The following is a 20,740-nucleotide window of genomic DNA, read 5'->3' on the forward strand; positions in this document are numbered from 1 at the left end:
GCCTTTTATTATATCTATAGTGTTTCAAAAAATTATTTCAGATTTTGAAACACCTTTTCCAAAATTTCTTGCGCTATCTTTAAATTTATTTCGTCTACGCCATCCAAAGCTTGTCTGATCGTGAGTGATGCCTGCTGCATTCCGGCTTCCTTAAGCTTCCTCCCATCCTTGGTTAGGTATATCAGATTAGAACGTCGGTCTTGTTTATCATTCACACGTATCACCAATCCCAAGCGTTCCAGATTATTGATCAATCTAGTAATACTAGGTTTGTCACGAAAAGTAAAATTGGCCAATTCCTGCTGCGTAAGTCCCTCTTCCATCCAAAGATAGTAAAGAATACTCCATTGCTCTGCAGTGATATTTAATTTTACTTCCTTCAAATTACGTTGCAGCCGCCGTGAAATAGCAGTTGATGCTTTACCCGATAAGAAGGAAAAAAACTCCTCCGAAATTACTGTAGATTCATTCATTAGTTAGTTATAATTTTAGGTTGTTTATGCAATTAAGCAATTCCTTATACAATATCCAAATTTTATTTCAACATTATAACTTTAACGTCAAAATTGACTATATTTATTCGTATGGAAAATCTATTGGTCGTATTGATATTTGTAGGCTCGATTGTTTACAAGATTTATTCAAATTATAAAGAAGAAATGGAGAAATCTGCCAAACGTGGACCTCAACGCCCTCCTATCACCAAAAGTCAAGCCCCCGGCATCCCGGGCAAGCCTTACCAACAGAGCTCTGTGCCTCCTCCGATTCCAAGTACAACTGCAAGAACGGTGCAACAGGAGTTTGTAACAAAAGGCAACATCATACAAGATATACCAGAAGAGGTACAACGTGTTAAAGAGTCTAGAAAAAAGCACGGGAAAGGAGAAGTAGAACCGACAAAAGAGACCAACGAACCTATTGCTTTTGACCTTCGCCAAGCAGTGATTCAAGCCGCAATCTTAGAACGTCCCTATAGGTAGCAGTGTCTCCAGAGTATAAACTCATACTGAGGAACATAGACCAGAAGGAATTACAGTAGAGAGAAGTTGTCTCTATCTTGCAAAAATGGAAAGCGATCGCGTGTATTTTCGAGGTCTTTAGGGTTGAGTGTAAAGGTATACAAGTCCTCATCTTCTGGTTTATAATACACAACATCACCTAAAGGGGAAATACACATGGACCCCCCGGAGTAATAAACCTCATTGCCATCGTGCCCAACCCTATTAACACCAATTACAAAAGCTTGGTTTTCAATAGCGCGAGCAGGGATTAAAGCTCTCCAATGCGCAGATCGCTTATCTGGCCAGCTAGCAGTATATACTAATAAATCATATCCATTTTCTTGATTCCTAGACCAAACTGGAAATCGTAGATCATAACAGATCATTGGACATATTTTCCAACCCTTTAGTTCAACAATAACACGAGAGTTACCTGCTGTAAAGGATTTATCCTCCCCTCCCATCGCGAACAGGTGCCGTTTGTCATAGTGCACATAGCTACCGTCTGGGGACATCCAAACAAATCTATTATAATAACGCCCTTCTTCTTCAACAATAAGGGTACCAGCGACTACACAATCGAAAGAAACGGCTGTATCATACATCCAACGCATAGTCATTCCATCCATGCGTTCGGCACATTTCTCTACATTCATCGTGAATCCGGTATTAAACATTTCAGGCAGCAGAATTAAATCTGTCTTCCCTTTAAGAGAGGACAAACGCAGTCTCAGGTTTTGCAGGTTCTTTTCTGCATTCTCCCAAAAGAGGTAAGCTTGAAATATTGTTATTTTTATCGGTTCCATGAATGTTTACAACTCAGCTATTAGTAAGAAACAACCAATTTAATAAAATTACGAGTAAATTCCTAAGTAATTTATTACCGTGCCCTATACATTAAATGATCGGCTAAGCTAAAAAGCTCTTCTTTTCGTTTATCCACGACGTCTATTTGGCTCAAACTTGTATAAGCGCACTGCGTATAATACTCTTTTAGTGCATTTGCCTTACTCAACACATCATATTTTTCATACAATCCCTTCATCTGCACAATCTTCTCGCTAGATTCGGCCGATGTCATCTTTAAAATAGAAGCAAAAACCTCAGAATCCGCGACATTTAGCTCTTCTTTTAATAAAATATGAAGTATCGTCTTCTTGTTCACGATGATATCACCGCCTATTTGTTTACCAAAAGTAGCGGGATCTCCAAAGGCATCTAATATATCATCTTGCAACTGAAAAGCTATTCCGAGGTTTTCACCAAAATCGTAGACTTTATTACGCTGTTCGCTTGTTGCTCCAGCAATAATAGCCCCCATCTCTAAAGCTCCCCCCAATAGCACTGACGTTTTCAGCCGAATCATGTTGACGTACTCTTCTTCAGAAACACTTTCCAATGTTTCGAAATCCATATCCATCTGCTGTCCCTCGCAAACTTCAAGAGCAACTTTATTAAAAGTAGTCAATAATGATGGTACAAATATAGCGGGACATTTAGCGAGTTGCTCGTAAGCTTTGATAAGCAAGGCATCACCAGAGAGTATAGCGACATCTTCATTCCACTTTTGATGTACAGTTTCTTGTCCTCTTCTTAAAGGTGCTTTATCCATAATATCATCATGGATCAAAGTAAAATTATGGAAATATTCGATAGCCACAGACGCAGGAACCACCTCTTCAATATTCGAGTGACCAAACAAATCAGCCCCTAATATAACCAATTGAGGACGAACACGCTTCCCTGCTAAAGAGAGTATATATTTTATAGGTTGATATAGATTCGTAGGTCCGTCTGGGAACTGTACACTCCCTAGGGCCTCACTAATTTTATCGGAAAAAACTGCGTTGCCAAAAACACTTTTCGTAATCATACGCTAAGATACATAATAATCCGCTCTTTAAGAGATAAACCGTAAAAACCTCCCTGAAAGGCTTTATTTTCCAAGAGAACGTATCCAGCTAATCTGCAACTTTTATACCTACATGGATAGAATACAAAAGGAAAATGATAATTTTGTATGTATATTTCACTTATGCGCATTCTAATAATCCATAATTTCTACCAGCACAAAGGCGGGGAAGATGTCGTTTTTACACAAGAGGCCACGGTTCTAAAAGATAAAGGGCATCAAGTTGAAACATTATCCTTTCAGAACAAAAAAGGGATAAAGGGATTATTTCAATTTTTGCTATACCCATGGAATAGCTTTGCTGCACATAAGATAATGAAAAAAGTTGCTGATTTTCAACCAGACATTGTCCATATACACAATACACACTATGCCATCGGCCCGTTAGCATTCAGGAAGCTTTCTAAAAGAAAAATCCCCGTTGTTTTGACATTGCACAACTTTCGGTTATTAGACCCTTCGGCTAATCTTTTTCACAACAACAATGTGTTCACGGACACCATAGACAAAGAGTTCCCTTGGAAATCAGTGAAGAATAAAGTCCTAGACAACTCCCTATTAAAAACTTTCTGGACCGCTTTTACTATTTATATCCATAAAAAACTGGGAACTTGGAAAAATATCGACAGAATACTCAGTTTCTCCGAATTTGGAAAGCAATTATTATTGCGTTCTACACTACAACTAAGCGCTCAAAACATCGTCATAAAACCGAATTTTGCTTTAGAAAGTTTGGAAGAAAAGCAGATAGAAAAGAAAGACTATTTTGTATATATAGGCCGTTTATCTGAAGAAAAAGGTATTGATTCTTTACTTACGGCTTTTTCGAAATGTGAGTATATCATTCATATTTTTGGCGATGGCCCTTTAGTAGAAAAGGTCAAACAAGCGGCCCAACTCCATCCCAATATTGTATATGGCGGATTTCAACAAAAAGAAACACTACATCAACATCTATCGGCAAGTCAAGCGCTCCTCGTCCCCTCTATATGGTTTGAAGGCATGCCTATGACCGTACTGGAAGCCTTCGCTTGCGGCACACCAGTCATTGCCAGCAAGATTGGTATATTAGAAGAAATGATTCAGAATAAAAAAAATGGACTTCTCTTTGAACCAAACGATGATAAAAGTATAATAGACGCTCTCCATACTTGGCAGACACTCTCTATCGATGACAAGAATGCAATATCTGAAAATTGTAAAAAAGATTTTTCAGATACTTATTCTTCTCAAAAAAACGTATTATTATTGGAAACAATATATAAAGAAGCAATTCAACAAGCAAAGAACAAATGAGCATTATAATCATGGATCCGCTAGGTTTAGCGCCCAAAATACAAGAGGCACTAGAAAGTGTCTATGACCCAGAACTAAAACCTGCAAACATTGTAGACCTAGGTCTAGTATATGAAATAATTACTAAAGATGGAGGAATAGCAAAGGTGGTAATGACTTTAACTGCACCTGGATGTCCTGTAGCAGGAGAGATTATGGATGAGGTACAACGCAAAGTAGCAGCAATTGATGGCGTAAACGAATCTTTAGTCGAACTTACATTTGACCCACCTTGGAATAGAGATATGATGAGCGAAGAAGCGAAATTAGAACTGGGTTTTCTCTAATCCTCTTTTGGAAGCACACGAGCTTCCAATGCCTCTAAAGTCTTTCTAGGCTTTGTTCTATTTTCCTCTTTCCCGAACAACGCATTCCATATTTTCCTAGACTCTTTCGTCAATAACGGAGAAACAATGGATAAAATGAGTACATACACAACAACAAAGGACTGCAATATAGGTAAAAGGCCTCCTGCCTTGCCTATATTGGCCATGATAATAGAAAATTCCCCACGAGCCGACAGGGTCAAACCTATATCGAAAGAAGCGCGAGGTTTCATTTTTGAAAAATGAGCTGCAAAATATCCGGAGGCTACGTTACAGACCACAGTGACTACCGCTGCTAGCGTAGCCCAGCCTATGGCTCCACCCAAACTATAGATATCTATCGATAGACCAAAACTAAAGAAGAACATCGCCCCAAAGAAATCCTTATAGGGTAAAACCATCGCTTCAATCTTTTTGATATATTTTGAATCAGCGAACACCAATCCAGCCATCAGAGCACCAATTGCTTCCGCGACATGAATAGTCTCTGAAAAACCAGCAATGACGAAAAGCAAACTAAAGACGATAAGTATAAAGAGCTCGGATGATTTTTCCTGAAGTAAACGATCAATAAATGGAATTAATTTTCGACCTAAAATCAAGAAAGTAAGAATAAAACACAAGGCCAACAATGAGGTCCCCAACACAGCCCATACGGAAGTACTACCTGTCAAGATTAATCCAGAAAGGAACGATATATGCATAGCGATAAAGAGATCATCAAACATGATCATTCCCATAATGACCTCCGTTTCCGGATTGGCTGTACGCTTTAAATCGGTCAGCACTTTTGCTACGATGGCAGTAGAAGAGCTTGTCATAAGCCCAGCGAGCACCATTACCTCCTTAAATGGAAGATCCATCAACCATCCGATAAACAATCCAGAAACAAAATTGAGCAACACGTATAAAGACCCGCCTGCTAAAATAGACTTGCCTGACTTTATTAATCGTCCTACCGAAAACTCAAGTCCCAGATAGAACAGCAAAAATAAAACCCCCAGCCTACCCATAAATTCAATAAAGGGCTTACTTTCGGAGAAAGTAAAAAAACTCCAAACTTTTTCAACACCCGCTGTCAGTGTAGGGTTATCAGCTTGTTCCAAAAAAGACAATAAGAAGTTGGGGTACTCCTTATTTCCCAAAAACATTCCTATAATAATAAAAAAGGGAATCACGGAAAAACGCAATCTATTGGCTAATAGACCAACCGACGCAACCAGTAAAACAGCTATCCCTATTTCTAATATTATAATATGCGACATAGAATTATAACAGGATTTCCTTCAAAAGCTTTATATTCTTGGATTTCCCCGCGATAACCAAAGTCACACCAGTCGTTATAACGTACTCCGGTCCGGGGTTAATGATTGTTTCATCTTCTCGAATAGCCGCAATGATTGTAGCCCCGGTTTTTTGCCGCACGGCCAGATCTCCAATACTTCTATTGGCCCAATCATCAGAAACATCTATTTTATACCATTCAATACGCAAATCATCCAACGCAACCTCCATTGTCTCCAGTGCTTTAGGCTTGTAGGAAAGCCCTCCAAGGATGCCGGCAATTTGTCTAGACTCTTCATCAGATAGAGTCATTACACATTGCGTATCATTGTCCTCATCATCACGACGATACAGCTCGCGCCTACCATCATCATGAATTACTACAACCATATTATCGCCTGCTTCGGTCTCGATCTGGTATTTTTTTCCAATGCCAATAAGATCACTTTCTCTAACTACCGACATGATTACTTTTTATTAGTTATAAAATAGACATTAATCAAACTTAACGAAAATTAGCTTTATATACAACTAGCGGTTTTCTAATTCATTAAGTCTCTTTAGACGCATCTATCAGGATATAAGCGCCATCCTCCTTTTGTTGAGGTCTACCTATCGCCATTGACTTACCATGATAGAACATAAAAACCCATCCTTCTGGGGCTCCTTCTTGCCAATACTCCTTGCGTCGGTCGCGGGCAGCACGGCCGTCGTAATCATATTTAGCAATAAAGTTCTTAAATAGTTCTTCCGGTTCGGGCAGTACATCCCCTCCAAAGAAAAAATGTTCACCCCCAGTCTCTATATGAAAAGCTTGATGAAACTCCGTATGCCCTCCATTAACCGCATAGCGAATCTCATTATTCACAGTACCTTCTCCTTCTACAAGGGTCAAATTACCACTACGTTGCAAGACATCAAACACTTCAGTACGATAGGATGCTGATTCCGAGCTATAGGCGTTCTCCCATTCACCACGCTGTATAATATATTCTGCCTCAGAAAAAGCAATCCGTCCCACTCCGTCCTTAAAATCCACCATCCCACCTGTATGATCTTTATGTAGATGTGACATCAACACATATTTTACATCGTTAGGCTCGAAACCTAGTTTACGAATATTAGCATGTATCAACAGCTCATCGTCTTCCGTACGTGAGCCTAACCCTGTATCACACAGAATCAAACCACAGCCAGCTACAATCAAAAACGGGTGTACATGAACAAATAATGAACCCGGACGGCTCTTAGGATCATCTTTCGAGGGGTCAAAAGGAACGAATTTTTTTGTTCCGTCAACTGAAAAAGAACCTTCAAAAAGGGAATATGCTTGTATCATCTTTTATAATCTTGTAAATATGACAGTTAGGCTTCTCACGTTCGAAATACCCGAGCCAACATTAGGTAACCATACCTAGAAAATGTATATTTACATACAAAATATAGTGCAAAGATATGCAAAAAAGGTGGGTCCTGAAACCGAAAAATGACAGCAACGCAATCAATAAACTACAATCTGAACTAGGAGTAAATCCTATTATTGCTCGACTATTGGTTAATCGGGAAATCCTCACTTTTGAACAATCTAAGAACTTTTTCAGACCTTCTCTGGAACAACTACATGATCCCTTTCTGATGAAAGATATGGACATTGCCATATCCCGCATAGAACGGGCTATCGGAAACAATGAGAAGATTATGATATATGGAGACTATGATGTGGATGGGACGACTGCCGTTGCAGTGGTCTATAGCTTCTTTCGAGCCTTTCATTCCCGCATCGAATATTACATTCCAGACCGCTATGCTGAAGGTTATGGTATCTCAACACAAGGAATCGATTATGCTGCGGACAATGATTTCTCTTTGATTATAGCACTCGATTGTGGTATCAAGGCTTTAGAAAAAGTTGAATATGCTAATACTCGTGGTGTAGACTTTATCATTGGTGACCACCATCTTCCCGGTGATACAATTCCGGATGCCTGTGCGGTCCTCGACCCCAAGCGCTCAGATTGTCCCTATCCTTATAAAGAACTCTCCGGATGCGGCATAGGCTTCAAAATCATTCAGGCATTTATACAGAAGAATGAAATGGATATGGAGGAAGCCTACAAATACCTGGATTTAGTCGCTGTCAGTATTGCTTCAGACATCGTTCCGATCACAGGAGAAAATAGGATTCTGACACACTTTGGCCTTAAAAAATTAAATTCCAATCCTTCGGTAGGACTTCAAGCATTGATAGACCTGTCTTCCAATAAGACAGGAGTTTTTTCTATTAATGACATTGTATTTCAGATAGGTCCCCGCATAAATGCAGCAGGTCGAATCGACCATGCAAAGGGAGCAGTCAATCTCTTAATTTCCAAATCCAAAGAAGAAGCTTCGACTTACTCTGCAGCCGTAGATGACCAAAATAATCTGCGAAAGGATTTTGACTTAAGGATAACCGAAGAAGCACTTTCTATCATTGAGAATAGCGAAAGTAACCAACTCAGAAAATCAACTGTCCTCTATAAATCAGACTGGCACAAGGGAGTTATTGGTATTGTAGCATCAAGATTGACCGAGCGGTATTACCGTCCCACGGTCATTCTTACACAGACCAACGGGCATATCGCCGGATCAGCGCGCTCTGTCTTAGGCTTTGACCTTTATGAAGCCTTGAGCGAATGCAGTGACCTACTCGATCAGTTCGGAGGGCATAAGTATGCTGCTGGTCTTACTATGCAAGAGAAAAATATAACTTTGTTTCAGCGTAAGTTTGAGGAGGTCGTCCAGCGTTCTATCAAACCGGAAATGCTACAGCAAGAAGTTTCGATCGAAGCAGAGATAGAGCTTAAAGATATCGACAACAAGTTCTACCGAATTCTTAAACAATTTGAACCCTTTGGCCCTCAAAACGAAGCGCCTATATTTGTTTCAAAAAACATTAAACTGCATGGATCAGCATATGTAGTGGGTAGCAATCACCTCAAGTTTACCAGCTTTCAGGATGGTTCACCAGCTTTTGATTGTATCGCCTTTGGATTAGCAGAACATATTGGCCATCTCAATAGCAAAAGACCCTTCGACATATGTTACAGTATTGAAGAAAACAATTGGCGGGGTAAAAAGAACCTACAATTGAACATTAAAGGAATACGATATTAAAGCAATCCCTCTGGAACATAAGAGAGTTTTATATCTTTTTTGCTTTTTAATTTTTACTTTTGACTTTTCACTTAGCAGAATGATACTAAGAGCAGAACACCTAGTTAAGAAATACAAACAACGTACGGTAGTAAACGATGTTTCCTTTCATGTTGAACAGGGAGAAATTGTTGGCCTTTTAGGTCCCAATGGAGCGGGAAAGACAACCTCTTTTTATATGATCGTAGGTCTAATAAAGCCAAATGACGGCCATGTCTATCTCGATGAGGCAGAAATCACAAAAGACGCTATGTATCAACGTGCTCAAAAGGGAATTGGATACCTCGCACAGGAAGCCTCGGTATTCAGAAAACTATCTGTAGAAGACAATATCCTTGCCGTATTAGAAATACACCATCCGGACAAGGAAGAACGTAAGAATAGACTTGAAGAGCTACTGACAGAATTCAGCTTACATCGTGTTCGCAAAAACAGAGGTGACTTGCTCTCTGGAGGAGAGCGTCGTCGTACTGAAATCGCCCGAGCTTTGGCGGCTAATCCAAACTTCATTTTATTAGATGAGCCATTTGCCGGTGTTGACCCTATCGCAGTAGAGGAAATCCAAACCATAGTCGCTAAGTTAAAAGCAAAGAATATTGGCGTTCTAATCACTGACCACAATGTTCAGGAAACCCTTTCGATTACAGATCGCGCATATCTATTGACTGAGGGCAAGATTATGCTCACGGGTACACCTGAAGAAATTGCAGATAGCGAAATGGCCAGAAAATTCTATCTTGGCCAAAACTTCGTGTTGAGACGAAAAAAATTATAACCAAATAAAGACTATTATGGAACTATTGAATTCTATCTTCACATGGATCATGAAAAAGCGCATACATCAAATTGAGCTATTCATGAAATATCCACATGATGTGCAAGAAGAATGGTTCCAAAATCTAATATCTGCAGCCGAAGCAACAGAATGGGGTAAAAAATACGATTATAAAAGTATATTAACTCCTGAAGAATACAAAAACCGGGTGCCAATCAGCGACTATGACGACATTAAAGGATATATAGATCGCATGATAAAGGGCGAGCAGAACATCCTTTGGCCCTCCGACATTAAATGGTTTGCCAAATCTTCGGGCACGACCTCAGACCGAAGCAAATTTATACCAGTAAGCATCGAGGCTTTGGAAGAATGTCACTTTCAAGGCGGTAAAGACATGCTTTCAATCTATTGCCATAACAAACCTGACAACAAAGTATTTACCGGAAAGTCAGTTGTAATCGGAGGTTCATCACAAATAAACAATTTTAGCCCAGACTCTTACTATGGAGATTTATCTTCTATTTTGATTCGTAATCTTCCTTTCTGGGCCGAGTTTAAACGTACTCCCAACTTGGAAGTCACTCTAAATCCAAACTTTGAAGAGAAAATAGAACAAATTGCCCAGATTACGATAAAAGAAGATGTCACGAGTTTAGCTGGAGTGCCAACCTGGAACATCGTAATGGCCAACCGAATTTTGGAAATCACCAAAAAAGATAATCTTTTGGAAGTGTGGCCCAATCTCGAATTTTACGGTCATGGCGGTGTGAGTTTCAAACCTTATCGTGAACAGTTCAAACAGCTGATTCCTTCAGATGAAATGTATTATCTTGAAAACTATAATGCTTCAGAAGGGTATTTTGGTCTTCAAGACCAGTCGGATTCCGACGACCTGCTCTTGATGCTGGACTATGGTATATATTATGAATTCCTACCGATGGAGTTCCTCGATGACGAACATCCCAATACCATCGGTCTAGACCAAGTGGAATTAGGTAAAAACTATGCCATGATCATATCGACCAATGCTGGATTATGGCGTTACAAAATAGGAGATACCATTCGATTTACCTCGCTTTACCCCTACCGTTTTCAAATATCTGGCCGTACAAAACAATATATAAATACCTTTGGTGAAGAGATAATAGTGGATAATGCAGAGCAGGCGCTACATGCCGCATGTATAGAGACAGGAGCTAATATCCGAGATTATACAGCAGGTCCCGTATATTTCAATGCTGGAGAGGCAGGTGCACACGAATGGGTAATAGAGTTTGACAAAGCCCCCTCTGATTTTGAAAGGTTTTGTGATATTTTAGATCAGAAGTTACGTGAAATCAACTCAGATTACGATGCTAAGCGTTTCAAAAACATGGCTCTGAACAAACCGATTGTTCACTATGCTCCAGCTTCTACATTTTACAATTGGATGAAATCTAGGGGCAAACTAGGAGGGCAAAACAAAGTACCACGACTATCCAATAACAGAGAGTATCTCGATACGCTTCTCGAAGTCATGCGCAACTCTTAATCCATTTTTTCACGCAGTTTCGCGGCCTTGTCTCCAATTTCGCCTTCTGCGGGAATTTTGTTTAAGCACATTTTTGCGTTGTCCTTATCTCCTTTTGTATAGTAAGCCAATGCGAGATAGTAATTAGAGTCTATCGAAAAGACGGAAGGTCCGTTTGCTATGGGCGCTAACAAGTCGATTGCCTTTACCCATTGCTTACTCCCGATATAGGTAAGAGCCAAGTAATACTGGTATTGAACCTGCTCTGGGTCTGACTCCAAAAGCACAGACAAAATATCTCCTGCCTCTTTATACCTACCCGCGTTAAAGGCCTGCACTGCGTTCTCGTAGGATGTATTTTCCATCTTACCGCGTACAATCTCTGACCGCATCATTGGTAATTCATACAGCTCATTCGAACCCTGGAAGAAAAACAAAGATCCAACCAATAATAGACAAGCTGCTACAACGACAGGCAACCATCTTTTCACAGCCGACTTGGGAGAACTTGACGAAGACCGGTAACGTCGATTGACTTCTGCCAAGGTCATTTTTAAAGGTTCATCCTCAACATGAACCCGTCTATTTAAAATATCATATACTTCTCGTTGTAATGCCACCATATTTCTGAGTTCTTTGTCTACGACAAGTTGAGCTTCAAACGACAGGAGCTCCTCTCCTGCTAGAAGTCCCTCAATATAATCCTGTATTTTCTCTGAATGGTTTTCCATTACTTTAAACTTTTGAAAATATTACTTTCTTTCACCCTTTTAATCAAGGTTGACATACATTCACTTTTTTTCTTACGCAGATAAGCATAGGTTATTCCCAATGATTCAGCTATCTTCTCCTGCTGTTTTTCAACTAAACAGCGTCTTATGATATCCTGACAGCTCTGTCCCATTGCTCCTAATATCTTCATTACATGATTTTCCCTCTCCACCTGCAACAACATCTGCTCCCACTCGTCATACGACTCATCCTCAACATATAATAACTCATCTTCTCCATTTGTTACCTGTTCGCGTTGCTTTTTCTTCAAAGCATTCAACCACTTACGCCTACAGACTAAGGATAAAAAAGAAATAAAACTCGTCGTTAACACAAAATCGCGTCGGTGAGCCATGTGATAAATATCCATTAAAGACTCTTGCAAAATATCATAACCGTCATCCTCCGAACCATTGTTCTGCTTAATTAGTATAACAATCTGTTTCGCATATTTGTTATATATAAGCTGTATACCTCGGCTGTCATTCTCTTTGAGATACTGAATATATATCTGGTCTATGTGCATTTAATTGGCCATTACATTGTAAATGTAAAAATATTTCGGTGATAATAAAAAAATCATGAAACAGGAGTAAACTTTCCTATTTACATTATCTACACAGACAATTTTATTGCATATAAAAAGAAATTTATTTATGTTTATTTACATTTTGAAATAGTCAAGATCGACTTTGACATAGTAAAAATAAACAGATTCATTTTATTATGAGTCACTTAGACTAAATATTAATGAACCAATATACCTTTAGGTAGACCACTATGAAAACACCTTGGATTATTACCCTAGTTTTCCTTCTGAGTACTTCATTCGGCTTTGCACAGCAAGATAGTAGTATAGCACCTATAGACACCTTCGAAAGCAAGATAGATATTCAACAGCTCTCAAACGGGATATCTTTCAAGCCTGTATTGCGACCTTTGATCCAAGTTCCTGGAGGACGGGCACCTTATTACAAGTATTTATGGGATTTTGGCGACGGCCACTTTAGCACGCAAGCTGAACCCACGCATCAATATGCTAAACCAGGGGATTACGAGGTATCGCTCTATGCAGTTAATAACTATGATAATGGTCCCAAGCCTAAAAGGCCGACTCGTAAAATAAAAAACACAACCCCACCTTCGGCTTTAGCCAGCTTACCTGTTCATGGTTTTGAGGATAATTTTTTCGCTTCTAACGGTATTTTTCAAATCTTCAAGCTATCTGATGCAAAACCCGGTGAGGACATCACACTTGTTGTCGGTGTAAATACTGAAGGTAAAAAGGGGAAAATATACCTATTGTCCAATGAAAAAGTCGCCGGATTGGATGGGTTCAAATTTGCTAATCAAACCGCCTATCACCGGGAAAAAATTGACACCTTAGTTCCAACAGATAAATTGCACAGTCTCTGGGCAGGTGTAAAGCAATCAACTTTTACAAAGACAGGCTCTCCCGATTATGGAATCAAAGAGATAGCTACATTTCAAAACCAACAGCAAGCAGTCGATTATTTCAAAAAACTCTACGGGGCATACAACTCACTAGCGTCCTATGATATCGAAAGTTCGAATGGAGAGCAGCAATTCTCACTAATCAATCTAGATGTTACCTCCGATATGTTAGTGGACACCAATGCTATTGTCACGATTACGGGCGTGTTTATCCCAGAGGATGGCCTAGCCAACGTACACCAAGTTGATATTCCAATTGTGAAATCTCACGACCCCAATAAAATGTCAATTAGGCCGGCACGTATGAATTATCGCTTTCAAAAAAAGCGAAAAACAATGACCTACAAAGTTCAATTTCAGAACGATGGAGAAGGAGATGCTAAGAGTGTACGGTTAGAGATGCGTATTCCAGACGAAATAGTAAAAAACACATTCAAACTGAAAGCGCTGTATCCCAAATGCGACAGCTGCGAAGTGAACAACAATACCGGTTGCTTCCGCTATTATATAAAAGATGACGGTACGCTCGTCTTCCATTTTAAAGATATCGCTCTACCTGGCACTGCTGCCAAAGATGTAACTGATATGGATAGCACCAAAGGATTTATCCTATTTGAAGTGGAAACGCAGAAAAAACTAAAGAACAAATCTTTTGATGCGTACACTAATATATACTTTGATAATAATCCGCCTATAACGACCAACACAGCCACGACACGTTTCTTAAGAACGTTATCTCCATTCGTCACCATAGGTGCCGCACATACTTTCGGCACGCCTCGCGAAAATGAGCTCCACCATAAGTTTAAAACTGGATATCAAATTGGTATCGGTATCGCTCCAACAGCACCTTACCGGAAGCCTTATTGGCAGGTCGAGCTCTATGCCAGCTATTTCAAACGCGAAAGTGAGTCCCCTCAGAGGGCCGAAAAAGGAGAACATTCCTATCTTGTGGACGGCAAGCCTAATTACTTCGCTTACAGTGCGATTAGCGACTTTGAAAAAAGGGATTACCTTACATTACAAGTACCTGTACAGATTCGTTATAATTTCAATTCCTTTGTCTCCATGGGAATCGGCGCTAGTATGCGTAAAGATTTTAATATCGAAAGTTCTGGAGAAACAACCTATTATTTTCAACGGGATGGCGCCAATGGTGTAATGCAGGATTTAACATATACTGAAGCAAAAGAACTAGCGAAGATAAACAGCGCTATAAAAGTAAATCCTTTTTTCGACCTAAATATAGGTAGTGTCAATCTAGGTCCGGCTCTAGGACTACGATTCGCTTATGATAAAGATCAAAAATCAAGTGGAGGTATCTATGGTATATTTCGGTTTTAAATCATGATACTTCGCTCACTACCGATATACATTTTTTTGTTCCTATCCTGTAACAGACCGAGCTCAACGATTGATAAGTCTTCTTCACCTATATATAGTGAAGAACAACTGGACTCTATTTTTGAGTCTTTTGAAAGTATTGCTTATGAACGACCAGCGCAATATGTGAGTAACCCTGATTCATTTTTCAATCACCTAACAGTGCAGGCTAACAGTCCGTATCAAAAGGAAATGTATGCTTATGGTCTGTTATTTATGGGCTATGGTCTCCTCCAACACGGAGATAATTTCGGAAGTGTCAAATATTATGAAAAAGCGTATAACTACATAAAAGCCAATCAGGTTCCAACGGAAAATATAAACACCGAAATCATAACTCCGCTGGCCAATCTGTACGTACAAATCAACGATACACAGAAAGCAATAGCACTATTACAGAAAGCACTATCGGAGACAAAAGACAACAACGAAATAGTACGACTAAGCAATAACCTAGCGAATGCATATTTATATAATGCAGATCTAGATAGTGCTAAAACAATTCTCCTTCAGTCCATAAAACGTCCAAGTAATACCTTATCTAGCGCACTGCTCTACAACACACTCGCTACGGTCTATGAAGAGGAACGGAACAAGAAAGAGAGCACTTATTACAATGATCTAGCTTTACGTAATTTCAAACAGAGCCATCTAGAAGGAGACACTTTACTCTGGTACATAGCAGCGTTGGGATTAAAAGGAAGTCTCGAAAAAGATAGCAAATATGTCAATGAAGCGATCACTATCGCTGAAGAGAGTTTTCCAAATGACCAAAATAGATTCAAAGCTAAACTGACATTAAAAAAGGGAGATATCTTGCGGGAACAACACCACCTCAATGCCGCGCTAGCTGCCTACGATAATACCTTGTCCTACTTCAATCCGGAAGACAAAGCATATATTCTGGATTACACCTATACCCAAGCACTAATAGGTAAAGCAAGGCTGTATACCTCACAACAGCTATTAGACTCGGCACTGTATTACTATGAATGGGCTGTAGAAAACGATTTTAGAACCCAACAGTTGATTGTCAGTAGTAAAGATCAGCTAAGAAACAATATACTCAATAAGGAAACTATCCAAAACATCATAGATCTCATACAGAGCAAGGCTGGCCTAAGTCAAAGAAAAGAAATTGTGCAGCAACTACTTTGGTGCATCGAATTGAGTAAAGCCCGACTTTTGATTAATGAAATCAATCGCTCAGAGAGTTGGAACAGCTCATCTAACAAAACGAAAATCGGAATGCGGACCATTCGGGATCTCTACCACAAAATAGATATTTCGGTCGATACAAACGAGAAGAGAAGGCTATCAGAACGTCTCAAAAAAGCAATGATAGAGTTTGAACTTTCCGAAAAACACTTCGAAGCAACTCAATTCACCCCTCAAAAGGCAAGTTTTTTAAAACACTTGAATAAACCTAACAGTGATTTTTACACTTATTTTATCCATAACGATAGTAGCATAACGATTATCCATAAATCAGGACAGGAGTTTTCCTTCAAAAGGAATTCAGCATCCACTCCCCTATCAAAGCTTCTATCTTTCAAAGCAAAATATTTTGGAGACACGCCCAATAATTATAATCAGAATCCAAAAGAATACCGAGAACAGGCACAATACCTAACGAACGAACTGCTTCCTGACCTTGGAAGTGCACAACGTAATGTTTTCATTTCTTTAGACGCCCAACTCTATGGCTTCCCTTTTGATGCGTTATGTGATGAGGACTTTCTGGTCAAGAAACATAATTTCGCGTACTTAAACTCATTTTTGCTATTTGATTTCTTAAGCAAGAAAGCAAGAGAAGAATCAAAAATCAGTATATTTTATCGGTCAGAATATCCCTCTCCTCTCCCCAACCTACAATTTGTAAACACCGAAGTAGAACGTATCTACAATAGTTTCTCGTCACAAAAAATTGGCCCTGATAAACAAAATGACTCTACTATCCGTAAGCAATTTGCCCAACCGAATATTGTACATATAGCGGCCCATACCATTCTGGACACCACAGCCCCTCCGATTATATATTTGAATCAAGCTATTTCAACCAATCAATTACGGTTTTACGAAATGAAAACACCTTTGGTATTTCTATCCGCCTGTAATACAGGTTACGGAAAACCCCTTCCCTCAGAAGGTACAGAAAGCATACAACGGGTATTCCTAAGTAAAAATGTACCCTCGGTCGTATCTACATTTTGGTTCGCAAACGACCAGACTATGCTAGACCTCACGACCTCATTTTATAAACAATTAGATCAAACTAGGGATCCCATATGTGCCTTAGGAGAAGCTAAACGAAGTTACCTCCAATCAGCAGGTTCAGTGGAACAAAACCCATGGTATTGGGCGAACATCAACTATACTGGGATAGGAAATGAAATAGGTTTGAAGAAATCTTCAAACCTATCCTATTATCTTTGGGGTACGGCTATCCTAATCCTATTAGGCCTTCAATATCCCTTTACATTATGGCTTTACAAAGCGATCAAATATAAAAACGAAAAAACCTATAATAAAACCAAATAGACTCATCTGTTTATAATCATCATCGCTATACATAGCCCTTTCTTCCAATTCTTCCAAATCTTCTTTCATAAGTATATAATTATTTCATGATCCGTCAGTTGACGGATCGGTTTGATTGTTATTCATTGCCATGTAGCTATTGAAGTTTGATCATAACTTTTAGATCTGCTACACCGATATAATACATATATAGATACTTCTCAAAACGTACATCGACTCAAATCCGCTACTTAACATACTCTAAAACTTTTATTTCTGTCCGTCTATTCTCTTGATGTTGCTCCTCGGAACAATCTACATCATTGCCACAGTCATTCACTAACTTTGACTCTCCATACCCTTTTGCGACCAATCTAGATTTAGCAATTCCATTATTTACTAAATAAGCTACAGCGGCATCAGCCCGACGTTGAGATAACTTCAGATTGTAATTACCGTCCCCTCTACTATCCGTATGGCTGGATAGCTCTATTCGCAAACTCGGATTTTGCTTCATTATCGCTACCACATTGTCCAATACCAAAGCTGCGTCTTGACGAATATCACTTTTATCAAAATCATACAGAATGTTTTTCAAAACCCAACTTCCATCCTTTTCTAAATCGCACACCCCCAACTTCAAGGTAACATATAGAGTTTGGCTACGATCCAAACCTTTGGTGGATACCAACTCGGTTTGTGAATATTGACCTTGCTGATTAGCCATCAGTGTAAAATCAGATTGAGCATCCAACTGATATATAAACTTTCCTTCTGCATCCGATATTTGGCTAGAATTTGCCCTACTCTTACTATTAGTCAGAACAGTATTAATATTAGGCATGTTACGTGCTAATGCACAGTCAAAAGTCTCTCCTATCAACGTAAAGCGGGGATCATCATGAAATATCTCTTTAAAAATAACAGCACTGCTTGTATTAAAGTCCGCATCCGTTAATGTCAGGATCGGTGTTTTAACGCCGTTCTTTTCGCCTACAACCTGATAAACACCACTTTTAACCCCCGATATCTTACTGGCCAAACCATTCGCATCTGTCGTCGACTTTTCGGCAGTATTTGACCCTTCTATAGACACGATAACACCACTCAAGGCCAGATCAGTTTGCTTATCACGGACCATAATCTGTAAATCTTTGGTTTCGACTTTGGTTTTCACCACTTCATCATACCGATTTTGATCAGGAGCTATCAATGTCACATTTTTAGGGCTTTCCTTTGCAAACACATATTTGATACCAGCACCAACCTGTAGACTTTGATGAAGTGTGTTCTTTACAATAGGCACCTCTTCATAGTGATCAAGGTATCCGTTTATGGTAGTAGAAGTAGTAATTGGAGTTGTCGTAGAAACACTCTCCTTTACAGAAAACTGACTTGGCTTACTTCCGAATTTTGTTCCAAAAGTCCGCACATAATCGATATGGGCAAATAATGCAAAATGTGTACTCAACATATAGTTAGCTCGTAATCCACCAAGACCTGCCCAACTATTTGCCTTATTCGTAATATCATTTTGTGTTGATTTAATACTATAATCATAGGTACCTTTCACGTCCGAATAAGTCAATGTTCGATCATATTCAGGGAAATATTGCATCATTATCCCTCCTCGTACATAAGCTTCAATATGAAATCGATCCTTTGTGAATTTATAACTTGGACCAAGTGTAAAAAGGTAATCTTGAAAGCGAGCACTATTTTTATAGGTTGTCGATACATGTCCATTAGCAAAATGGAAGCTATCTATTTTCGATAAATCATTACGAATATAACGCGCATCGACACCTACCCCGAACATGTTTCCATTAAAATACTTATCAATAAATAAACCAGAATAAAACCCAGTTTTAGCTTCACCAATTTTCTTATAGTCATTAATGGGCAAGCTGCCCCCTCCCTGAACTCCAATCTGGAAATCTCCTTTTTGCCTATCCTGGGCAATTGCTAAAAATGTAATTCCAAATAACATTAATGCGAGTAAAAGTTTTTTCATATGTCTTTGTTTTTAGTTTACAATTAGGGTTGCTTCCTTCTCGGATTTTTCCCGTGTATTGTTATATCACGACCATTTCTTTTTTGTTACCCCCGAAATGAAAGAAAATCCACATTTTTTTTTCATAACTTGCGACTTTCAAAAACTATAGCATTGATATGAGCGCGACAGATCAAATTTCAATTCGCGTAGAGCCAACTAAAGAATCAAGACTCTCGCAAGTAGACTTTAACAATTTAAAATTCGGACAGATTATGTCGGACCACATGCTCGTGGCCGAATACAATAACGGAACATGGACCGATGTCAGCATCCAGCCCTACGGCGATATCGCAGTAAGCCCATCGATGTCTGCCCTACACTATGGCCAAGCAATATTTGAAGGGGTAAAAGGCTACAAATTTGAGAATGGTACAGTAAGTATCTTTCGTCCCGACAAAAACTGGGAGCGTTTCAACAAATCGGCTTCACGTTTACAAATGCCGGAAGTTCCGGAAGAAATATTCTTAGGTGGATTAAAGAAACTGTTAGATATTGATCGGAATTGGATCCCGTCAAAAGAAGGTACCGCATTATACATCCGTCCATTTATGTTTGCGACGGAAGCAGCATTAGGTGTGCACCCTTCTATATCGTACAAATTTATTATTATCACTTGTCCGGTAGGTGCTTATTATAGCAAACCTATATCGTTAAAAGTAGAAACACATTATACCCGAGCTGCTGAAGGCGGTGTAGGATTCTCGAAAAATGCAGGTAACTATGCACTTTCTTTATATCCTACACAATTGGCCAACGATGAGGGATATGACCAAATCATGTGGACTGATGCTGCCGAGCACAAATATATCGAAGAAGCAGGAACGGCCAATTTGATATTCCGCATAGGTGACACCATAATAACACCACACGGTGACACGATTTTGCACGGTGTAACACGTCGCACGATCATGGAGCTTGCTGAAAAGTGGGGATACAAGACCGAACAACGTAAGGTATCCGTCGAAGAGCTGATCGAGGGAATTAAAAATGGTACAGTGACTGAAGCTTTTGCAGCCGGGACAGCAGCAACTATTACTCATATAGATCGTATTGGTTTCAATGGACAGGATTACACACTACCTCCGGCAGAAGGTCGTGAGTTCTCTCTAAAAGTCTTAGACTATCTAAACCAATTACGTTATGGCAAAATTGAAGATCCATTTGGATGGAACTTTATTGTCTAGACAGACAGTACATTAAATTATAAAGAAAAG

Annotated in this window: 18 protein-coding genes; 9 read left to right on the forward strand and 9 right to left on the reverse strand. The window is 39.3% G+C overall.

Translation table 11 applies throughout. The annotated features are described in order from the left end of the window. Window positions 1-32 precede the first annotated feature (32 nt). Window positions 33-473, reverse strand: coding sequence for a MarR family winged helix-turn-helix transcriptional regulator (locus tag CLV99_RS15680; RefSeq protein ID WP_162850136.1), 441 nt, complete (start codon window positions 471-473; stop codon window positions 33-35). A gap of 111 nt (window positions 474-584) precedes the next feature. On the opposite strand from CLV99_RS15680, the gene CLV99_RS15685 reads away from it, so the two are divergent. Beyond that, on the forward strand, window positions 585-980 hold the full coding sequence (locus tag CLV99_RS15685; protein ID WP_133585456.1) for a hypothetical protein: 396 nt from the start codon (window positions 585-587) through the stop codon (window positions 978-980). A gap of 50 nt (window positions 981-1,030) precedes the next feature. Here the strand turns inward: CLV99_RS15685 and CLV99_RS15690 are convergent, their stop codons facing one another. Continuing rightward, window positions 1,031-1,807: an amidohydrolase gene (locus tag CLV99_RS15690; protein ID WP_133585457.1), complete on the reverse strand. Its 777-nt coding sequence runs from the start codon at window positions 1,805-1,807 to the stop codon at window positions 1,031-1,033. A 74-nt stretch (window positions 1,808-1,881) separates the two neighbouring features. Continuing rightward, the gene (locus tag CLV99_RS15695) at window positions 1,882-2,874 is read right to left on the reverse strand and encodes a polyprenyl synthetase family protein (protein WP_133585458.1); all 993 of its coding nucleotides are present in this window, start codon (window positions 2,872-2,874) and stop codon (window positions 1,882-1,884) included. Window positions 2,875-3,036: 162 nt separating this feature from the next. Between CLV99_RS15695 and CLV99_RS15700 the strand changes: the two genes are divergently transcribed. Both CLV99_RS15700 and CLV99_RS15705 read left to right on the forward strand, forming a co-directional pair. Beyond that, a complete protein-coding gene (locus tag CLV99_RS15700; RefSeq protein WP_162850138.1) occupies window positions 3,037-4,209 on the forward strand; it encodes a glycosyltransferase family 4 protein in 1,173 nt (390 codons plus the stop codon). After that, entirely contained in the window at window positions 4,206-4,535 is a 330-nt protein-coding gene (locus CLV99_RS15705; protein ID WP_133585460.1) for a metal-sulfur cluster assembly factor, read from the forward strand. The genes CLV99_RS15700 and CLV99_RS15705 overlap by 4 nt, the downstream gene beginning before the upstream one ends. On the opposite strand, the gene CLV99_RS15710 is transcribed toward CLV99_RS15705, so the two are convergent. The 3 genes from CLV99_RS15710 to CLV99_RS15720 form a co-directional block, all read right to left on the reverse strand. Continuing rightward, window positions 4,532-5,839 carry a cation:proton antiporter gene (locus tag CLV99_RS15710; RefSeq protein ID WP_133585461.1) on the reverse strand — a complete coding sequence of 436 codons (1,308 nt, stop codon included), beginning with the start codon at window positions 5,837-5,839 and terminating at the stop codon, window positions 4,532-4,534. The two genes, CLV99_RS15705 and CLV99_RS15710, sit on opposite strands and share 4 nt — an antisense overlap. A gap of 4 nt (window positions 5,840-5,843) precedes the next feature. Then, window positions 5,844-6,323, reverse strand: coding sequence for a cation:proton antiporter regulatory subunit (locus CLV99_RS15715; RefSeq protein ID WP_133585462.1), 480 nt, complete (start codon window positions 6,321-6,323; stop codon window positions 5,844-5,846). Window positions 6,324-6,408: 85 nt separating this feature from the next. Then, entirely contained in the window at window positions 6,409-7,197 is a 789-nt protein-coding gene (locus tag CLV99_RS15720; RefSeq protein ID WP_133585463.1) for an MBL fold metallo-hydrolase, read from the reverse strand. Between the two features lie 116 nt (window positions 7,198-7,313). On the opposite strand from CLV99_RS15720, the gene recJ reads away from it, so the two are divergent. The 3 genes from recJ (at window position 7,314) to CLV99_RS15735 (ending at window position 11,362) form a co-directional block, all read left to right on the forward strand. Next, the gene (recJ, locus tag CLV99_RS15725) at window positions 7,314-9,014 is read left to right on the forward strand and encodes a single-stranded-DNA-specific exonuclease RecJ (RefSeq protein WP_133585464.1); all 1,701 of its coding nucleotides are present in this window, start codon (window positions 7,314-7,316) and stop codon (window positions 9,012-9,014) included. 79 nt (window positions 9,015-9,093) lie between these two features. Continuing rightward, complete coding sequence (gene lptB / locus CLV99_RS15730; protein WP_133585465.1) at window positions 9,094-9,828, forward strand: LPS export ABC transporter ATP-binding protein; 735 nt, start codon at window positions 9,094-9,096, stop codon at window positions 9,826-9,828. 16 nt (window positions 9,829-9,844) lie between these two features. Further along, window positions 9,845-11,362, forward strand: coding sequence for a GH3 auxin-responsive promoter family protein (locus tag CLV99_RS15735; protein WP_133585466.1), 1,518 nt, complete (start codon window positions 9,845-9,847; stop codon window positions 11,360-11,362). Here the strand turns inward: CLV99_RS15735 and CLV99_RS15740 are convergent. Both CLV99_RS15740 and CLV99_RS15745 read right to left on the reverse strand, forming a co-directional pair. Next, a complete protein-coding gene (locus CLV99_RS15740; protein ID WP_133585467.1) occupies window positions 11,359-12,072 on the reverse strand; it encodes a tetratricopeptide repeat protein in 714 nt (237 codons plus the stop codon). The two genes, CLV99_RS15735 and CLV99_RS15740, sit on opposite strands and share 4 nt — an antisense overlap. Continuing rightward, complete coding sequence (locus CLV99_RS15745) at window positions 12,072-12,638, reverse strand: RNA polymerase sigma factor (protein WP_133585468.1); 567 nt, start codon at window positions 12,636-12,638, stop codon at window positions 12,072-12,074. Before CLV99_RS15745 ends, CLV99_RS15740 begins: the two co-directional genes overlap by 1 nt. A 254-nt stretch (window positions 12,639-12,892) precedes the next feature. On the opposite strand from CLV99_RS15745, the gene CLV99_RS15750 reads away from it, so the two are divergent. Then, window positions 12,893-14,911, forward strand: coding sequence for a PKD domain-containing protein (locus tag CLV99_RS15750; RefSeq protein WP_133585469.1), 2,019 nt, complete (start codon window positions 12,893-12,895; stop codon window positions 14,909-14,911). Window positions 14,912-14,914: 3 nt separating this feature from the next. Beyond that, window positions 14,915-17,491, forward strand: a complete 2,577-nt coding sequence (locus CLV99_RS15755) for a CHAT domain-containing protein (RefSeq protein ID WP_133585470.1) — start codon at window positions 14,915-14,917, stop codon at window positions 17,489-17,491. A 226-nt stretch (window positions 17,492-17,717) separates the two neighbouring features. On the opposite strand, the gene CLV99_RS15760 is transcribed toward CLV99_RS15755, so the two are convergent. After that, a complete protein-coding gene (locus CLV99_RS15760) occupies window positions 17,718-19,484 on the reverse strand; it encodes an OmpA family protein (RefSeq protein WP_133585471.1) in 1,767 nt (588 codons plus the stop codon). A gap of 158 nt (window positions 19,485-19,642) precedes the next feature. On the opposite strand from CLV99_RS15760, the gene CLV99_RS15765 reads away from it, so the two are divergent. Continuing rightward, window positions 19,643-20,710: a branched-chain amino acid aminotransferase gene (locus tag CLV99_RS15765; protein WP_133585472.1), complete on the forward strand. Its 1,068-nt coding sequence runs from the start codon at window positions 19,643-19,645 to the stop codon at window positions 20,708-20,710. Window positions 20,711-20,740 lie beyond the last annotated feature (30 nt).

The sequence above is a fragment of the Sphingobacterium yanglingense genome (assembly GCF_004363245.1).
GTDB classification, from domain to species: domain Bacteria; phylum Bacteroidota; class Bacteroidia; order Sphingobacteriales; family Sphingobacteriaceae; genus Sphingobacterium; species Sphingobacterium yanglingense.